At 61.6% G+C, this 17,831-nt stretch carries 12 protein-coding genes and 1 pseudogene; 1 reads left to right on the forward strand and 12 read right to left on the reverse strand.

Translation table 11 applies throughout. From position 1 onward, the window contains the following. Positions 1 to 30: 30 nt before the first annotated feature. Genes O1Y97_RS00810 through hglS form a run of 5 tightly spaced genes read right to left on the reverse strand, consistent with a single transcriptional unit; the run spans position 31 to position 6,953 of the window. On the reverse strand, positions 31 to 1,314 hold the full coding sequence (locus O1Y97_RS00810; RefSeq protein ID WP_318762760.1) for an NAD(P)/FAD-dependent oxidoreductase: 1,284 nt from the start codon (positions 1,312 to 1,314) through the stop codon (positions 31 to 33). A gap of 22 nt (positions 1,315 to 1,336) precedes the next feature. Further along, complete coding sequence (locus O1Y97_RS00815) at positions 1,337 to 2,569, reverse strand: pyridoxal phosphate-dependent aminotransferase (protein ID WP_318762761.1); 1,233 nt, start codon at positions 2,567 to 2,569, stop codon at positions 1,337 to 1,339. Positions 2,570 to 2,577: 8 nt separating this feature from the next. Continuing rightward, entirely contained in the window at positions 2,578 to 4,092 is a 1,515-nt protein-coding gene (gene amaB / locus O1Y97_RS00820; protein ID WP_318762762.1) for an L-piperidine-6-carboxylate dehydrogenase, read from the reverse strand. 42 nt (positions 4,093 to 4,134) lie between these two features. Further along, entirely contained in the window at positions 4,135 to 5,553 is a 1,419-nt protein-coding gene (locus tag O1Y97_RS00825; protein WP_318764269.1) for an FAD-binding oxidoreductase, read from the reverse strand. 2 nt (positions 5,554 to 5,555) lie between these two features. Beyond that, positions 5,556 to 6,953: a 2-oxoadipate dioxygenase/decarboxylase HglS gene (hglS, locus tag O1Y97_RS00830; protein WP_318762763.1), complete on the reverse strand. Its 1,398-nt coding sequence runs from the start codon at positions 6,951 to 6,953 to the stop codon at positions 5,556 to 5,558. A gap of 108 nt (positions 6,954 to 7,061) precedes the next feature. Between hglS and O1Y97_RS00835 the strand changes: the two genes are divergently transcribed. Continuing rightward, positions 7,062 to 7,970 (forward strand): LysR substrate-binding domain-containing protein, encoded by a 909-nt coding sequence (locus O1Y97_RS00835; RefSeq protein ID WP_183262952.1) that lies wholly within the window; start codon positions 7,062 to 7,064, stop codon positions 7,968 to 7,970. A 111-nt stretch (positions 7,971 to 8,081) separates the two neighbouring features. On the opposite strand, the pseudogene O1Y97_RS00840 reads toward O1Y97_RS00835, so the two are convergent. The 7 genes and pseudogenes from O1Y97_RS00840 to O1Y97_RS00870 all read right to left on the reverse strand — a co-directional run. Continuing rightward, a pseudogene (locus O1Y97_RS00840) lies at positions 8,082 to 8,286 on the reverse strand (helix-turn-helix domain-containing protein); the annotation flags it as partial. Positions 8,287 to 8,381: 95 nt separating this feature from the next. Next, on the reverse strand, positions 8,382 to 9,785 hold the full coding sequence (locus O1Y97_RS00845; RefSeq protein ID WP_318762766.1) for an NAD(P)H-dependent oxidoreductase: 1,404 nt from the start codon (positions 9,783 to 9,785) through the stop codon (positions 8,382 to 8,384). A gap of 145 nt (positions 9,786 to 9,930) precedes the next feature. Beyond that, positions 9,931 to 11,274 (reverse strand): purine-cytosine permease family protein, encoded by a 1,344-nt coding sequence (locus tag O1Y97_RS00850; RefSeq protein ID WP_318762767.1) that lies wholly within the window; start codon positions 11,272 to 11,274, stop codon positions 9,931 to 9,933. A gap of 81 nt (positions 11,275 to 11,355) precedes the next feature. After that, positions 11,356 to 13,362, reverse strand: a complete 2,007-nt coding sequence (locus O1Y97_RS00855; protein ID WP_318762768.1) for a hydantoinase B/oxoprolinase family protein — start codon at positions 13,360 to 13,362, stop codon at positions 11,356 to 11,358. A 42-nt stretch (positions 13,363 to 13,404) separates the two neighbouring features. Next, on the reverse strand, positions 13,405 to 15,465 hold the full coding sequence (locus tag O1Y97_RS00860) for a hydantoinase/oxoprolinase family protein (protein ID WP_183262957.1): 2,061 nt from the start codon (positions 15,463 to 15,465) through the stop codon (positions 13,405 to 13,407). Positions 15,466 to 15,854: 389 nt separating this feature from the next. Next, positions 15,855 to 16,394 carry an ANTAR domain-containing response regulator gene (locus tag O1Y97_RS00865; RefSeq protein WP_159091511.1) on the reverse strand — a complete coding sequence of 180 codons (540 nt, stop codon included), beginning with the start codon at positions 16,392 to 16,394 and terminating at the stop codon, positions 15,855 to 15,857. Positions 16,395 to 16,554: 160 nt separating this feature from the next. After that, on the reverse strand, positions 16,555 to 17,712 hold the full coding sequence (locus O1Y97_RS00870) for a transporter substrate-binding domain-containing protein (RefSeq protein WP_318762771.1): 1,158 nt from the start codon (positions 17,710 to 17,712) through the stop codon (positions 16,555 to 16,557). Between the last annotated feature and the right edge of the window lie 119 nt (positions 17,713 to 17,831).

The following is a 17,831-nucleotide window of genomic DNA, read 5'->3' on the forward strand; positions in this document are numbered from 1 at the left end:
ACTAGCCCTTCCCGCTTTCCGGAATTTGCTTCACAGGCGGTCACCAACCAGATGGGCGACCTGCGCACCTCCCTCGTAATAGATCTCCTTCAAACCGCGCAGCGAGGGGGGCTTCAAGCCACTCATCGGCAGCGGCAAGTCGTCCTGCCCCTTCTCGCCGAGTATCAGCAAGGCCAGCTCGCGGCCAAACACGGTGCCAGGCGAGATGCCGCGCCCATTAAAGCCGAATACGCCCAGGGCGTTGGGGCCGAAGGCGTGCAAGCGCGGCACCGCATCCTCCGTCATGCCGATTTGACCAAACCACTCGTGCTCGAAATCCACCTTCGCGAGCTGAGGAAACAAACGAGCAAGGGCGCGCCGCGCCCATGCCTTGTGAATGCCGGCGCCGCCATTGCGCAGCGCGCCTACGGAGCCAAATACCAGTCGGCCTTCGCGGTCGAGCCGGAACGAAGACAGGATGGTCCTAGTGTCCCATACGCCCTCCTTGCCGGGCAATATGGTGCCAAGCGACGTGCGGTCTAGCGGCGCTGTGGCAAGGTTGAAATAGGGCAGGCGTGTCTGAGCCTCCTGTGTGGAGCGCCAGGGGCCGGTGCCATAGGCGTCCGTGGCCACCACCAGCCATTCCGCGTCGACGCGCCCAGCCTGAGTGCGGACATCCCAGTGCGAGCCGTGACGTTCGGCGGAGATGACGGGGCTCGATGTGTGTAGCCGGGCACCCTTGGCCCGTGCAGCGCGAGCAAGGCCCCGCGCATAGGCCAAGGGTTGCAGCGTGCCCGCCCGCTGGTCCAACAACGCGCCAACATAGGCATTTGTGCCGACCCGGTCTGCTGTTTCCCTTGCGTCGAGCAGGCGCACCGGCGCGCCGCGCTTCTTCCATTGCGCCTCACGCTGCTTCAATTCCTCCAGCCCTCGGGCATCCACGGCACAATGCAAGGTCCCGTTGCGCCTCAATTCGCAGTCGATGCCGTGGCTGTCGATCATCGACATCACAAGAGCCGGGCCATCGCCAAGCACCTCCAGGAGGCGCTCGCCTTGCGCGCGGCCAATGACGGCCGAGACATCGTCGGGCATTAGCCACAGGCCAGCATTGATAAGCCCGACATTGCGGCCAGCGCCGCCGAAGCCGAATTCATGTGCTTCCAGCAACACTACGGACTTGCCAGACTCGGCCAGGTGCAGTGCGCAGGACAGACCGGTATAGCCGCCGCCGACTATGGCCACATCGGCCTCGGTCGCGCCATCGAGTGGCAAGGTTGAAGGCGCCGGCGGAGCCGATGCCTCCCACAGGCCATGCGAGTGCAGGTCGTTCAGCATCTCGTGTTCACCATTCGGTTGCTTAGGCGACGAGGGCGTCGCAGGCTGCAGCAATGCGCGCCATGGCCTCGCGCAGCTCATCCTGCGTCGTTGCATAGGATATCCGGAAGAAAGGCGAGGCACCGAAGGCTGATCCCGGCACCACCGCTACCTTGGTTTCCTCCAGCAGATAGGCGCAGAAGTCGCGGTCAGTCTCGATCTTGCGGCCCTGTGGCGTCATGCGCCCCAGAATCCCTGCACAGCTGGCGAAAGTGTAGAAGGCGCCTTCCGGACGGGAACAGTCGATGCCATCGATGGCATTAAGCCCGTCCACCACCAGATCGCGCCGGATGCGGAAGCTGTCACGACGCTCGGCCAGGTAGTCCTGCGGTCCCGTCAATGCCTCGATCGCCGCGGCCTGACTGACTGAGGACGGGTTTGAAGTGGACTGGCTCTGGACCACGGCCATAGCCTTGATCAGTGCCATCGGCCCGGCTCCGTAGCCGATGCGCCAGCTCATGGCATAGGCCTTAGAGACACCGTTTACGGTAAGGATGCGGTCGCGCAGCGCGGGCTCCAGCGCTGCCGGGGTGACGAAGCGGAAATCATCGTAGACGATGTGTTCGTAGATGTCGTCGGCCAGCAGCCAGACGTGCGGATGCTTCAACAGCACATCGAGCAGCGGCCGGTAGTCTGCTTCGGAATAGGTCGCGCCGGTCGGATTGGAGGGCGAGTTCAGCATCAGCCAGCGCGTGGCCGGCGTGATGGCTTGATGCAGTTGTTGGGCCGTCAACCGGAATCCATTGGTGGCATCACAGGCGACTAGCACCGGCACGCCACCGGCGATGCGGATGATGTCGGCATAGGAGGTCCAATAGGGCGTCGGCACGATCACCTCGTCGCCGGGGTCGAGCGTGGCCATGAAGGCATTATAGATGACCTGTTTGGCGCCGGAGGCGACGCTGATTTCGCTGCCCGCGAAATCGAGCCCGTTGTCGCGGCGGAATTTTTCTCGAATGGCCTCCTTCATGGCAGGTGAGCCGTCGAGCGCAGTGTATTTGGTCTCGCCACGCTGCATTGCCTTCCATGCGGCTTCCTTCACCGTATCGGGCGTGTCGAAATCCGGTTCGCCGGCCGCGAGTACAATGACGTGGTGACCGTCCTTGCGCATGGCGGCCGCGCGCGCGCCGATATCTAGGATTTCGGACACCCCGATGGCGGCGATGCGGGCTGCCGACCTGAGCGGCGCTGCCACATTGTCTGACCTTGCAAGCATGTTGATCCTCACTCGATGTCGAACGACACGCCCTGCGCCAGCGGCAGCGCCTTGGAATAGTTCACGGTGTTGGTAGCGCGGCGCATGTAGGCGCGCCACGCGTCCGAACCGCTCTCGCGGCCGCCGCCGGTCTCCTTTTCACCGCCGAACGCGCCGCCTATCTCCGCGCCCGAAGTGCCGATGTTGACGTTGGCGATGCCGCAGTCCGAACCCTCGACCGACAGGAAGCGCTCGGCCTCCTGCAGGTCGAGCGTGAAGATCGACGACGACAGGCCGGCGCCGACCGCGTTGTGCAGTTCCAGCACCTGGTCGAAGTCGGAATACTTCATCACATAGAGGATCGGCGCGAAGGTCTCTTCGAGCACCGGGCCGACCTGGCCCGGCATCTCCACCAGCGCCGGCTTGACGTAGAAGGCGCCGTCATGGCCGTTGTCGACGCGGGTGCCGCCGGTGACCTTGCCGCCATGTCCGGCTGCTTCCTTCAGCGCCTTCTGCATGCCGTCGAAGGCGGCCTTGTCGATCAGCGGGCCGACCAGCGCCGAGGTCTCCAGCGGGCTGCCGACCGAAACGCTCTCATAGGCCTTCTTCAGGCGCGGCACGAGCGCGTCGTAGACGCTGTCATGCACGAACAGGCGGCGCATGGTGGTGCAGCGCTGGCCGGCGGTGCCCATGGCGCCGAAGGCGATGGCGCGCAGCGCCATGTCGAGATTGGCCGAGGGGCAGACGATGCCGGCATTGTTGCCGCCGAGCTCGAGGATGGCGCGGGCAAAACGCTTGGCCAGCCGGGGGCCGACATCGCGGCCCATGCGGGTCGAGCCGGTGGCCGACACCAGCGGCACCTTGGGGTGGTCGACGAGCACCTCGCCGACGGCGCGGTCGCCGATCAGCACCTGCGACAGGTTTTCGGGCGCATCGGCACCGAAACGGGCCGCGGCGCGCTTGAAGATCGCGTCGCAGGCGAGTGCGGTCAGCGGCGTCTTTTCCGACGGCTTCCACACCACCGCGTTGCCGCAGACGAAGGCGAGTGCTGCATTCCACGACCACACCGCGACGGGGAAATTGAAGGCGGAGATCACGCCGACCACGCCGAGCGGGTGCCACGTCTCCATCATGCGATGGCCGGGGCGCTCGGTGGCAATTGTCAGGCCGTAGAGCTGGCGCGACAGGCCGACGGCGAAGTCGCAGATGTCGATCATCTCCTGGACTTCGCCCAGGCCTTCCGACGGGATCTTTCCCACCTCGATCGACACCAGCCGGCCGAGGTCGGTCTTGGCGGCGCGCAGTTCCTCGCCGAGCAGGCGGACGAGCTCGCCGCGCTTCGGCGCCGGCACGTTGCGCCAGGCCTTGAAGGCCGTGTCGGCGCGTTCGATGGCCTTGCCGGCCTCGGCAGGCGAGATCGACGTCAGCGCGCCGATCTGCTCGCCGGTCACCGGGCTGCGCACGATCAGGTCGCCACCAGCAAGCGTGTCAACAGCCACGCCAAGCCGCGCAAGGAGCTCGTCAGTCGCGTCCAATAGTGTCATGAAATCCACCTTTCCGTTTCGTTCGCGGGGATGACCCGATCCTCAGAGGTGCACCGCGCCCACTGCGCCGGGCGACGTCACCTGCCTGAACTGTGCCGCCATCTGCTTCAGCTTTGCTGGAGTATAATGATCGTAGAAATGCTGGTTGCGGCGACCGAGGCCATGCTCGGCGCTGTAGCTGCCATCATGCTCCTCGACCGCGATTCTCGTCACATAGGTGCGCAGCCGTGCCGCCAATTCGACGTCAACGCTGCCGTCCGGGCTGCGTGGCACCACTAGATTGAAGTGCACGCCCCCGTCGCCAATATGGCCAAAGTCACTGATCTCGACCTGCGGGAATTCTGCCGCCAGCAAGACGGCCATGCGCTCGCGGAACCGCATCACCTCCCCGCGCCGGAAGGAGAGATCGAGCCCAACAACGTTGCCGGCCGATTTCGCCCCTTCGGACAAGGCGTGCCGCAGCGCCCACATCTCGGAAGGAGCACCGATGAAGGCGTCGAGCAGCGGACCTCCGGGCAGTTCCCAGATGTCGGCCAGTATCTCTTCCAGCACGGCGTCGAGCGACTGTTCGCCCGCTCGCGGCGCCCATGAACGGGAGAGTTCGACGAGGATGACATAGGCGGGGATGTCGCCACCCGGAAACGGATTGCGTAGCGCGGGCGCGTGGGCAAGCGCGTGGCGGATCGCTTGTCCCGACATGCCTTCAAAGGCATTGAGATAGGTGCCGGCGCGTTCCTCCATCTCCGAGAGCAGGAGAAGCGCGTCCTCGCCCCCGCGCGGCACCAGATAAGCGGTGGCCGTCTGTTTCGGCAGGCGTTCCAGATTGAAGGTGCATTCGGAGACGATGCCAAAGGCACCGCCGGTGCCAATGAAGAGCTGCTTCCAGTCGGGGCCGGAATTGTCCTTGCGCAGTCCCGCGCCGCAATCCAGTACCGTGCCGGACTTGTCGCCCAGCACCAATTTCAGGCCGAGCGTGTTCCGGCGGACGTCGCCGAAACGCAGGAAACGCGTACCACCCGTATTCGTCGCTACCATGCCGCCGGCCATGGGATCGGCCCCCAGATCGATGGGGAAGAACAGGCCGTACGGTTCGAGCCGGGCGTTTATCTCGGAAAGCCGGAAGCCCGCATCCACGCATAGACTGCGATTGTCGATGTCGAGTTCGAAGGTGGAACGCAGGCGATCGAGGCTGAGTACACCCTGCATACCGCTATCGTCCGGCGTTGAGCCGCCGACGAGACCGGTATTGCCGGACTGCGGCACCAGCGCGATGGAATGGCTCACGCAATAGGCCACTACCTGCGACACAGCCTCGGTCGAGGCCGGTCGTGCGACAAAGGCGGCGCGGCCACCATCATAACGCGCACCACTTTCGTAAGACGCCATGTCGGCCGGCTGGCTCAACAGGCCCTGCGGGCCGAGAATGGCGCCGAGCCCATCGATGTGATCCGCGGCGAGCATCATCAAGCTGCGGCCGCCATCGCCCTGACGGCGACTAGGCACTGTCCAATAGAAGCACGCTCGATGCCGGCATAGTGATCAAATTCGCTAAGCACCCTTGAGCCCAGCGCCGCCTCGAACAACTTCTGGTTCGGGCTTGCCACGAATTCCTGCACGGCATCGTCGCCCAGATTGGACTGGAAGATGCCAGCGGCCGATACGGGCAGAAAATCCTCGTAGACGATTGGATCGAAGCGAACAGCCCCTGCTTTGATCAGGGCCTCGATGTCACCTTCGGGACACTTGGAAGGGTCGCCGGCCGGCACGACAGTATAAAGGAAATAGCCAAGCCCCGCCCTGCGGATGGCGTCCCAGTCGTCAGGAAAGGCTTCGAAGCTGTCCTCCAGAGCAGTGCTATAGGCGTGCGCGTTGGAGGCATCTGCGGCCGGGCGGACGTTAGCCCGCGCCTCGTTGAGCAGGCGGTCGTAGAGGGCGCGGCCCTTCGGCGTCAGCGCGATGCCGCGCTGTTCGATCTCGCCGAAACGGGCGGTATGGGAGCCACTGGAAAGCTTACCTTCGGCATCGAGGAACGAAACACGTTCCTCGATCGCCTTGAAAGATGTCTGGCGCAGCAGGATCGGGCAGGCACGACTCGGCGGTCCTTCGATCACGGCCTTGGGGACGATCCCGCGCCCTGGCATCTCGTCCTGCACGGCGTCGATGTCCAGCGTACGCGGGGTGAGGTGGTTGATGTGGGGTCCCTTGAAAGAAACGACGTCGGCAATCAGCCGGTGCGCCGCGTGCAAACGGTCGTAGAGCGCCTGATCGACGCTCGCCATTTCGTGCCAGCGGAAGGTGTTCAGCACTTCGCCTACGAAACGCGCGCCATCAACCTGGGACAGACCCCCGCTGCGCTCAGCCTTCTCCACAAGCGCAAGGGCCGCGTCGGAAAAGATCCGCCGTGCGGCGAGCATTTCTTGCGCTGCGGCACGCAATTCGGGATCAGCGATCAGATCGAGTCTCAGAAGTGATGTGAACACCCGGAACGGATTGATTTTCAGTGACGCTTCATCCACCGGACGGAAGGCCGTGGCATGAACCGGCACGCCAGCTTCGCTGAGATCGTAATAACCGACCGGAAACATGCCCATCACGGCAAAGACGCGGCGCATCATGGCAAGCTCGGCCTCTGTACCGAGCCGAATTGCACCATGCCGCTCCTCCGAAATGCGGTCTAGCGTCTCGGTGGCCTCAAGGCTGGCGTACAACTCGGGCTGGTCGTCAAGGGTCCTCGCATTGACGTCACCCACCAGTTTCATCAGCGTGCCATAGGCCGGCACTTCCTCGCGATACATGGCCGACATTGCCGCCGAGAAGGCCGATCGGATCGTGTGCGGCGCTACGAAAATGGCATCTTCCATGGTAGGCAGTCCCGACTTAAGAACAGGTAGATCATTCCTGAAACCGTGATACTTGATTTCCGGGTCTTAAGATCGTGATGAGTTCGACTAGGTTGATGCGGATTAGGCATGACATTGAGTAGAAAACTGATTCCGGACCTGGTCGCGATCCAGGCTTTCGAATGTGCAGCCCGACATCAGAGCTTCACGCAGGCAGGCCGCGAACTCAACCTGACGCAGAGCGCCATCAGCCGACAGATCAAGGACTTGGAAAATCATCTAGGCACGCGGCTTTTCGAGCGCATCCGTCAACGCGTGGTGCTTTCCGCATCGGGTCAGCGCTTCCTGCCGGAGGCGCGGAAGCTCCTCCAACAGACCGAAGAGACGATGCTGAGGACAATGTCTTCTGCAGAAGCCGGCTCAAGCCTCAGCATAGCCACCTTGCCGACATTCGGCAGTCGCTGGCTCAGCCCGCGGCTGCCCGAGTTCCTGAGCCTGTATCCTGATACGGTTTTCAATGTCGGCTCGCGGTCGGCACCGTTCGACTTCGAAGACGAAAATTTCGAACTGGCCATCCACTACGGACAGCCTGTCTGGGCACGCGGGACCTGCACCTATCTCTGCAACGAATCCATCCTACCGGTAGCCAGTCCCAGTCGAAAGCTGGCGGGACAAGGTGCAGCAATCACGCCAGCCGACCTGGTCGATAAGCCACTGCTTCATCTTGCAACGCGCCCGAAACTCTGGGGTCAGTGGTTTGAACACACTGACTTGTCACCGGAAATGGCTTATCGCGGCCATCGTTTCGATCAATTCTCAATGATTATCGAAGCCGCCACGGCCGGCATGGGTTATGCATTGCTGCCACGCTATTTGATCGAACAGGAGTTGAAGTCGGGGGCGTTGCAGGTGGTCGTCGATTTACCTATGAAAACTGAGAATTCATACTATGTGGTCGTTCCCGAATCGAAAATGTCGTCGCCGATTGCCCGAAACTTCGTTTCATGGCTGATCGGCCAGGTTCAGCGTGAAGACTGAGTTGATGTCGTCGTCCGATAGAAGTGCGACGGAAAGCGACAGCCTCTCATTCGATGTGGACGCCCATTGCCCGATCTGCAAGCAGGGCTTCCTGCTGAAAGTCCGCGAAGGGCCTCAACAGCGAGGTGAGTGGAACGCCCAACGCCCGAGAGAGGGCCTGCAACGTCGATAGCGACGCGGATATGATCCCATTCTCGATCTTGGACATCATGCCGAGCGACAGTCCGGCGGCCCGCGCGAGTTCCACCAGCGTCATGCCAAGTTTTCTGCGGCAAGCCCTGACCTCTCGTCCAATCGAAACCTCAAGAAAATTCCCTGCCGGGTACTGCTCGGCTTGCGCATCAGTCCACAGGCTCGGCGGCTCGGGGCTGCGTTTCCGCGGATGGACGCAACGGTCGAGGGCTGTCCTTTTCACCTGACATCTCCGATCAGCGTTGCATTGACGTTGGTACCAGAAGGCTTGCTGCACGCGCCATTTGCGCGGCTCGCGCGCTCCATCTTTTGACGGAGTTCGATCACCGGCGATTGGATCGGGTCTTCAACATCCGACCAGCGCAGGTTGCTCCCCTCCGCCACTGGCGACTTGAGGCGCACGTTGCTGGCCAGGGCGATTGGAAGATATCCCATCTCGATGCTGCGGGCGGCTGTCGTCAGTTTGCCCCAGACGCAGAAGCCTCCCTCTCCGTCGAGGACTTCCCCTGCTGCCAGGTCGCGTTTTGCGACGGCGACAACATCTGCCCGGAACTTGGTTGGCGCTCCAGTGGGCTCGTGCCGAATGGCCATGCTTGCGATCGATATGCCGAGTTCCAGGCCGATGAGGTGGAAGGGCTTGTACATGCAGGCAAACTGTCCGCTGGCATCAGTGGTGAGCCCGTATTCGCTGAAGCAGCGCGCGACATAGGGAGATGGAGCTTCGAACACGGTGAATACGCCCCATCTAAGATGGCGCGGCACCTCGTGCCCGTCGGCAAACACGGATGAGACGACTTCCACCCGACCTGTCCGGGAGATCATGCCCTCGTCATCGCGTGGCTTGAGCTGCTCGGCTAGATCGTCAACGCCACAGGCGGGAAATCGCAGACCATCAACCGGGGCATCGAGCCCGGTCGCGTTCGCCACGGCCGCCATTTCCAATGCCGACTTCGTCCCATCCAGGAACGAGTTGAACATCTTCGGATTGAGGCGACCAAGCTGGGCTTGTTCCTGCGTCAAGCTGTAATGGTCCCAAACCGTCTCCGGCGTCGAAGCATGATAATGGAGCCGATGTTTGGTGCCCTTGCCTGCCGCGACCACATGGAGCCCTGCAGCACGCGCCCAATCCACCATCTCGCAGATCAGGGCCGGCTGGTCGCCATATGCCAGCGAATAGATGACGCCCGCCCGTTCGGCCTCCCTGGCCAAAGCCGGGCCGACCAAGGCATCGGCCTCCACATTCACCATCAACACATGCTTGCGGAAGCGGAAGCATTCCAGCGCGTGCAGCGCGCCGGCGACCGGATCGCCGGTCGCCTCGATGACGATGTCCACGAAGGGGCTGCTGATCAGGTCGTGGGGATCTTCGGTCACCCCGACGCGCTCCTCGCGAACGGCGTCCTCGATGCCACGCCGGCAGATCATCTCCCTGGGATGGCCGGTGACGGTGATTGCAGCTTCGGCATTCGCCAGCGAGAGATCGGCGATCGCGACGAGCTGAAGGCCGGGAGTGCGCAGGCATTGCGAGACAAACATCGAACCGAACTTGCCGGCGCCTATCAGGCCGATGCGTATGCTGCGTCCTTGCGCCTCCAGGGCACAGAGTTTGGCATACAGGTTCATCGCGCGTCTCCAGGTCATGGGTGCAGACAGCGCGGCGGGTGGCGCGTTGCTGCAGGCAATCAGGACATCGATGCCGGACGTGGGTGTGGGGAACCGGCAATACCCTCGGGTGCTGGAGAAGCCGGCATCCGAGGGCAGATGGGTGTCAGCGCTGATAGGCGGCCCCGGCGACCATTGTTCGCGTCGACAGCGCCCAGAACAGAAGGAAGCTGCTGATGACCGTCGCCGGCGCGGAGAGCAATTCCAACTGCGGAATGACGAGCAGCACGATACCGATACCGACCGCCCCAAACCAGGCAATCATTCCGGGGGCATAGTAGGCGGGGAAATCGTCGTCTGGCCGCGCGGCGTCCTCACCCGTGCCGTCATGTTGTCCACACAGGATATACGCTAGGGCAACTCCGACCCAGGCGACCACGAAGATCCCCTGATAGGCGAGTGCGACGAGCAGATACTGGAAGATGTTGGCGAGCATCACGAAGTAGACGATGACGCCGACGATGATCGCCCAGACATATTTTGGCATCTCAAGCTTGAACACCAGCCGAAAGAACGCCTGCATGTTGACGGTCGACAGATAGAAATTGGTGGTGTTGATGCGGGTCTGGCTGATCCAGACGAAGAGCAGGCCGAGAGCGCCCATCATCACGATCAGGGCCTTGACGACGGAGACTTCCGATGTCGCGCCCTCGAGCGGGATCGTCTGCACGAGAAAGATGCCGACCAGGCCGTTCACGAAATAGGTGAGGGTGTAGAACGGCAGGCCGAAGTTGAAGACGGCGTGGTAGTTCTCGTCCTCCTTCTTGCCGAAGCGGGCGAAGTCGAAGGTGCACATCATCATCCACCAGACGCCCATGAAGGCGATGAAGACGTTGATCCAGCCATAGGGCGGAGCGCCGCCATCCGGCGTCATGGTCAGCCATGCGTTGCTGTAGCCGTAGTGGGAAATCGCGTAGATCACCGTGCCCATCAGCCCGAGCAGATACAGCGGCAGCAGGTAGCCGTTGAACTTGTCGAGCCAGTGCTGGACGCTGCCAAGGATCAGCGGCACGCTGTAGATGCAGACGATCAGCGCCGCGACAGCGAAGGTCAGGCCTTCAAAATAATAGGTCGCCGCGGTGGCGATCACCGAGCCTTCGAACACGGCGTAATAGATGCTGCTGACGGCGTAGATGAAGGTCGCGATTGCGGACCCGTAGCGTCCGAACAGCAATCGGGAAAACAGCGACACGGACAGTCCCGACCGGATGGCGTAGCGCGTGATCACCGCATTGATGGCCGAATACGAGATCACGGTCAGGATCAGCCCAATGATCGTATTGGCGGTACCATAGATCTCGGCAAGCGTTGCCGAGATGATCAGGAAGAACATGGCACTGCAGATCGCCCAGAATGCCATGGTAAGATTGAGCTTCGGCATGCGCCCGCTTGGCGGGACGGGCCGTTGCGAATAGTCCAATTCGCCTGCGACATCGATACTTCCAGACATAGCTCCCTCCGGATTTCTTGTTTTAGGCTCGACTGGCTGAGGCGGCAGCAAGCCCGCTACCGGGCTTGCTGCCTGATGGCGTCAAGCGACCTTCAAGGTCGCCCCGGCGGATTGGCCCGCCGTCCAGTAGGGAACGGTCCGGCGCTTGAGCATCTCGCGGAACTCGGCTGTGGTCTTGGGAAGCAACTCGCCCGAACCCCAGTCGACGATGACGCCGTATTGCCGGATCAGGTCGAACATATCGAGTTCGCGGGCGCGATAGCGCGCCGCGACTTTCTCGGCATCCTCGTTCAGCCAATCCTTGCGGTGCGATGCAATCCTGGCGCGTTCGGCAAGCGTCGCCTGTTCGTCCAGTTTGTACTCGTTGAGATCGGCATCGACCTCGTGGACGACAACGCCGTAGTCCTTCTTGGCGCGCCCGATAGAGACGTAGCCTTCGATCACATCGTTCAGCACACTTTCGATATCGCGCTTGAGAGGATCGCCGAGGCCGCCGCCGCCTGCCGAGGGGCGCTGGACCGTATCGCCCTGCTGCAGCGGGACACCTGAGAAGAGGGAGCCCAGATAGCGCTCGCTCTCCTGGCCCTGGTTGATCCACACCCCGTGCGGGATCGAAGGCAATCCGCCCCACAATCCCCAGGTGATCGAGCGTTCACGGTCGCAGCAGTAAGACACCACGGTGCGTTCGCATGCGTAGAGCGTGCCGCCCTTCTGGACGCCCAGGCCGCCGCGGAACTCGCCGGGGCCACCGGAATCGACCATCAGTTCGTGGCAAGTCGTCAGGACAGGGGAAAGGCGCTCCTGCCCTTCAAACGGTTGCGTCCCGAGCTGGACGCCAAACACCGGACCAGTGGCCGCCCAGCCGTCACGGCCGTTTCGCGCGCCCCAGCCACCGACCATCCAGTCGTACCACATGAAGTACGGCTTGCCTTCGTGGCGCGTATCCCGGCCACCGATGAGCAGGTAGTCGAGATTGAAGGTGCAGGCCATGGCACGCTCGGGCAGGACCTCTGCCCAGAGCTCGAAGACCGCATTCATGATCTTCTCGAACGGGCCGGACGCAAAGCCGGCAACCGGCGTCGGCCACTCGGCGTTGACGACCGACCCCAATGGACCGGCATCGACCGTCACCACGCGGTAGAAGCCGGAGTTCATCGGAATGTCGGGCGACTGCATCTTGGTTCCGGCGACCACCGCGGCGAATGCGCCTCCGTAGCAGCAGTTCAGGAACGAGCCGACGGACTTGGGGTGAGAACCGGTCAGGTCATAGTGGACGCGGTCGCCATCGATGGTCATCTTCACCTTGATCGGGACCAGGCCTTCGCCTTCGTCGGGATCGACGTCGATGTAGTCGATGGTCTCCCAGGTGCCGTCCGGCAGCTCCGAGATGCGTTGGCGAGTCATGTCCTCGACGTAGTCCTGGACCTCGTTGAACGACTTCTTGATCGTCTCGACGCCGTACTTGTCGCACAGGCGCTGGACCTCTCGCTCGGCAAGCCGGCATGCTTCCGACTGGGCCTGCAAGTCGCCGATGATGTCCTTCGGCGCACGCGTGTTGTGGGCGATCAGTTCCGCGACATCCGAGAGATAGACGCCCTTGCTGTAGACGCGCACCGGCGTGATGCGCAGCCCCTCGGCCATGTGGTCCAGGGCATTGACGTTGAACGAGCCGGGGACGGCACCGCCGACATCGGCCCAGTGACCGTTGGCTTGAGCAAAGCCAAGCAGTTCGCCCTTGTAGAACATCGGGGCAAACAGGCGCGTGTCGTTGAAGTGGGTGCCGCCCTGGTAGACGTCGTTGATGACGAAGACGTCGCCGGGATGGACGTCATCCCCGAACTTCTTGATCACGGCCTTGGCAGTCAGGTGGAGCGTGCCCACGTGAGCGGCAATGTCGCCGCTGCCTTGCATGATGGTGTCACCCTTCGGATCGCAAAGGGCCGAGGAAAAGTCTCGGGAGTAGATGACGAACGAGTAGCATGTCCGCAGGATCTGCTCGGCCATCTGGTCGACGATGTTGACATAAGCGTTCTTCAGAACTTCGAACGTGACCGGATCGAGCGTACGGCGATCTTTTTTCAGTGCCATTTCTATTCTCCAATACAAATTGTGTGGGGATGGGCGCTGTCTTCAGGAAAGCTGGGGAACGTGCATCTTGATGATCAGATACTCGTCCACTTCGGCCTTGATCCCGGGCGGAACGACAATGGTGGAGTCGAGCTGGTCGATGATCGCCGGCCCTTCCACCACCGCGCCGGCATGCAAGGTCGAGCGGTCGTAGACCGGCGTCTTGATGCGCTGGGGTGCCTCGTCGAACCGCACCATCCGTTGACCGATCGGTGCCGGCAGCGGAGCCTTGCGCAACTCGTGTTTCGCCAGTTCCGCCTTGCGGTTCAGGCCGGTGGCCTTCACTTGGATGCGGCACACCTCGACCGGAGCATCCGGCCTGGAGTAGTTGTGTTCGCGGCCATGTTCTTCGTGGAATTGCTTGACCGCCTCATCCAGGTTCGTGATGTCGGCACTCACCGGAATTGACATCGACCGCCACTGGCCGAGATAGCGCATGTCGATGTAGCGCTGGAACAGCATGCGGTCGGGAGAGATGTCCTCGCTCAACAGGCGGTCGCGGCCGTCTTCTTCCAGCACGCGGAACGCGTTGTTGAGTTCGGTCATGTCGATGTCGCTGACCGTGTCGGTGTACATCTGCGTGATGTCGTGGGTGATGTCGACGAGCAGGCAGCCGAGCGCGGAAGTGACACCAGGGTTCGGCGGGATGAGAACGACCGGGATGTACAGGTCCCTGGCAAGTGCCACGCCATGCAGTGCGCCCGCGCCTCCGAACGCGACCAATGCGAAGTCGCGCGGGTCATAACCCTTCCTCAGCGAGACGAGGCGCACGGCGTCCGCCATGTTGGCGTTCGCGACCTTGAGGATCGAAAGCGCTGCTTCCTCGGTGTCCATGCCGAAAGGTTCGGCAATGACGCGGTTGATGGCACCTTCCGCAAGCTTGATGTCGAGTTCGACTTTGCCACCTGCAAGCTTGGTTCCGAGACGTCCGAGGAAGACATTGGCGTCGCAGTTGGTCGGCTCGGTGCCGCCATGGTTGTAGCAAACGGGGCCCGGGGTCGAGCCCGCTGATTGCGGACCGTTGCGCAGTGCCCCGGCCTTGTCGCGCCAGGCCAGCGAACCGCCACCGGCCCCAATGGTCAGCACTTCGATGCTCGGGAAGCGGATCGGATAGCCGTATTCCACATGCCAGTCGTTGGTGACGTGAAGATGGCCATCGGAGCACAGGCTGATGTCCGTGCTGGTGCCGCCCATGTCGAGGCTGATGGAGTTCTTGTATCCGGCAAGCTCGGAGATGAAGCGGCTTGCAATCGCACCGGCGGCAATGCCGGACGCTGCAAGGCGCGCGGCAAACTTGGTGGCGCCCTTGGCGGTCATCACACCGCCGCCCGAGTGGAGCAGCAGCACCTCACCGCTATAGCCGCCGTCCTGCATGCGGCTCTCGAGCTCGGCACCGTATTGTCCCGCGACCGGCCCAAGCACGGTGTTGGCAACGGTCGTATTGAAGCGCTCGTGCTCGAAGATTTCCGGCATGATGTCGCTCGACAGCGAAATCGAAACGCCAGGGAGTTCCTCCAGCAGGATGTCGCGCATCCGTTGCTCGTTCTCGGGATTCACGAACGAATTCACGAAGCAGATGGCAACGTTGTTGACCTTGCGCTTCCTGATCACGCGGGCAAGTTCGCGCGCCTCGGCTTCATTGACCTCCGAGATGACTTTTCCGGAGTAGTCGATGCGCTCCGTGACCACCAGGCGGTCGCGGCGCGGCAGATAGGGAGCAGCCATCTCCTTATAGGTATCCCAAAGGTCGTCGCGGGTGCCGCGACGAATCTCGATGACATCGCGAAAGCCTTTGGTCGTGACCATGATCGCTGGCGGGAATCGCCGGGTGATCAGCGCGTTCGTCGCCAGCGTCGTACCATGCGAAAACAGGATGATATCGCGTAGGGCGACGCCGCCCGCTTCGATCCCCTTGAGCACGCCGTCGATGGGGTCCGGCGTCGTCGGCGTCTTGGCCACGTGTATCTTGCCGGAAGCCTCGTTCAGGACGCACACGTCCGTAAACGTGCCTCCCACGTCGCAGGCAACGCGTACCATTGACCTATCGGTTGGTTCTGCAGTCATAGACACTTCCTCCATCAACAGACGATACAGTTACGGTCGTGCAGACTTCGCGCCCTTTCAGACACGGAGTTTCAATTCCGGGCATCGGATTTTTTTGGATTTCAGGCAAAACATCACCTCAATGCAGATTTTATTTGCATTATACTGATGTTTGATTTTTGATAGCTTCGTTGCTAGCGTTTATTACTTCACGCTTAAGCAACCGACGAAATCGGATGCTTCATAAAAAAGCAGAAACAAAAAAGCTCTCGCAGGCATATTTCCCACGAGAGCTTCTTTGCTCAATTTCTTTCGCAACGTTGCGATGATCTATTGGTAATGCGACATATCGGCACTGTCAAGGGATTGATTCAGGCGAAACTAATTTTACTTTACCCTATCGACAACGCCTACAGCAGGTCCCGCGCTGTGATCACCGCCATGGCGATCGCCTCGATGGTCGTGCGCTTGTTCATGGCCTGCTCACGCAACGTCTCGTAGGCGACCTGTTCCGAAACGTTGTTGGCGGCCATGAGAATAGCCTTTGCCTTGTCGATGTCGCGATGCGCTTTCAGTTTCGCATCCATGCGCTCGACGCGCAGCCGCAATCGTTGTTCCCGCCTGTGGTTGTTCACGCTGAGCAGCAAATTGGCCAATATGCCGAAAGTGCGTAGCGGCAAGCCGATGACTGCCTGGGCACGCAGGCGCAGCACCTTCTCCACGATGATCGGATTCTCGTAGTCGACAATGGCAATCAGGACCGCTGGAGGATCGTCTGCATTCCAGTTCAGGACGATGTCGCCCTCGACGATGGGGCGAACGAAGACGAAAACCACATCGGTGTTCGCCGGAATTTCAGCCGGGGGCGGCCAGTTGGTCTGAACCTGGCAGCCAATTCTGTTCAGGTGCTGCCACAACTCCTCGCCTTCGCTGCTTTTTGGCTGCAGCAAGAGGACCCGAAGGTTCCTGAGATCCTTGATCAGGATGGGTGCCGATCGTTCGTTCGGCGAATGGGGGCTACGTGATACCATCGTTCCTCTTGGTGGCAACGTCGGGCTTTCCGCGCCAGCTGCATCGTCATCGATAAGCAGTGCGGGACCCGTTTCTTGGCTACCGGACTAGTTCGAACGTATTGCCAGCCTCCCCCCCCCATTCGTTCGGATCATAATTGGCAAGATAGGGATCGGGCCGAACGGCAGATTCTGACACCGACAGGATTTCGAACTGGCCGTCAGTCCGAGCGCGACCGATCTTGGGCCACACATGGGTATGGGCGTTGTCTGGATCTATCCTCACTCGCCCCTGCGGAGCGTCGAACTCGGCCCCCAGGATTGCCGGCCGTAAGATATCGACCTCATCCGTGTCGGACTTGCACATGGCCTCGGCCACGATCTTCACCTGGAAATAGGCCGCCTCCCAGCACATGTTCGTCACCATGTCGTCGCCGAACCTTGCCGCATAGCGCTTCATGCAGGCCTCGTTTTGCGGGCTGGACTGGGCCTGGAAGTAGGTGGCCGAGGTAATGTGCCCTGCCCCGGCCTCGGTGCCCATGGCCCGGATGTCGGATTCGCTGGTGGTCAGACTTGCAATGGGCATGGTCTTGGGATCGAGCCCTGCCTCGGCAAACTCCTGATAGAAGTGGACGATGCCTTCGCCCACGAAATTGCAGAAGATCACGTCGGGTCGGCTGCGCTTGATATCGGCAACCAGCTTTTTGTAGGCGGAGCGCGGCGCATCCAGCTTGAGGTATCCGCGATCGGCGACCTGGCCACCGTGGGTCACGACCATCTCCGTCATGATACGATCGGACTCGCGCGGCCAGATGTAGTCGGAACCGACCATGTAGAACCGCTGGCCAACATGGTTCAGCAAATACTCTGCCAGTTGCGTGCTGTTCTGGTTGGGTGCCGCACCGCAGTAGATGGCGTTGCGGGAGTATTCGAAACCCTCATACTGGGCCGGGTAGCAGAGCAGCCCGTTGCGTCGTTCGACGGCCCGCAACACGGCCTTGCGCGAACTCGACATGTAGCAGCCGAATATCACCCTGATCCCGCTCTCGATCAGCAATCGGTTGGCCAGCCTGTTATAAAGAAATGGGTCGCCACCCGGATCGAAATGAATCGGAACGAGTTCGCGTCCGTTGATCCCACCGGCCTGATTGACTTCATCGATCGAAAACAGCGTGGCATTCAGCATGCTACGCTCCATGACCGCAGTTACTCCGGTTTGGGAGAACAGGACACCGACACTGATCGGTTCTTTGGTCATATGCGCCCTCAAAATCCCGGTTCCCTCAGGCATGTCAGGGAGCCGTCCGATCTGGGGGCGCCCTGAACCTCGAAACAAAAAAGCGCCCCCTGCGAAGAAAACGCAGTAGAGCGCCATTG

The sequence above is a fragment of the Aminobacter niigataensis genome (assembly GCF_946995915.1).
In the GTDB taxonomy this organism is placed as follows: domain Bacteria; phylum Pseudomonadota; class Alphaproteobacteria; order Rhizobiales; family Rhizobiaceae; genus Aminobacter; species Aminobacter niigataensis.

Coding starts and splice junctions, on each gene's coding strand:
- O1Y97_RS00870 (WP_318762771.1), bottom strand. CDS start 17,712: ATGACCAAAGAACCGATCAGTGTCGGTGTCCTGTTCTCCCAAACCGGA.
- amaB (WP_318762762.1), bottom strand. CDS start 4,092: ATGACACTATTGGACGCGACTGACGAGCTCCTTGCGCGGCTTGGCGTG.
- O1Y97_RS00845 (WP_318762766.1), bottom strand. CDS start 9,785: ATGAACCTGTATGCCAAACTCTGTGCCCTGGAGGCGCAAGGACGCAGC.
- O1Y97_RS00855 (WP_318762768.1), bottom strand. CDS start 13,362: ATGGCACTGAAAAAAGATCGCCGTACGCTCGATCCGGTCACGTTCGAA.
- O1Y97_RS00815 (WP_318762761.1), bottom strand. CDS start 2,569: ATGCTTGCAAGGTCAGACAATGTGGCAGCGCCGCTCAGGTCGGCAGCC.
- O1Y97_RS00835 (WP_183262952.1), top strand. CDS start 7,062: ATGACATTGAGTAGAAAACTGATTCCGGACCTGGTCGCGATCCAGGCT.
- O1Y97_RS00860 (WP_183262957.1), bottom strand. CDS start 15,465: ATGACTGCAGAACCAACCGATAGGTCAATGGTACGCGTTGCCTGCGAC.
- hglS (WP_318762763.1), bottom strand. CDS start 6,953: ATGGAAGATGCCATTTTCGTAGCGCCGCACACGATCCGATCGGCCTTC.
- O1Y97_RS00825 (WP_318764269.1), bottom strand. CDS start 5,553: ATGCTCGCCGCGGATCACATCGATGGGCTCGGCGCCATTCTCGGCCCG.
- O1Y97_RS00810 (WP_318762760.1), bottom strand. CDS start 1,314: ATGCTGAACGACCTGCACTCGCATGGCCTGTGGGAGGCATCGGCTCCG.
- O1Y97_RS00850 (WP_318762767.1), bottom strand. CDS start 11,274: ATGTCTGGAAGTATCGATGTCGCAGGCGAATTGGACTATTCGCAACGG.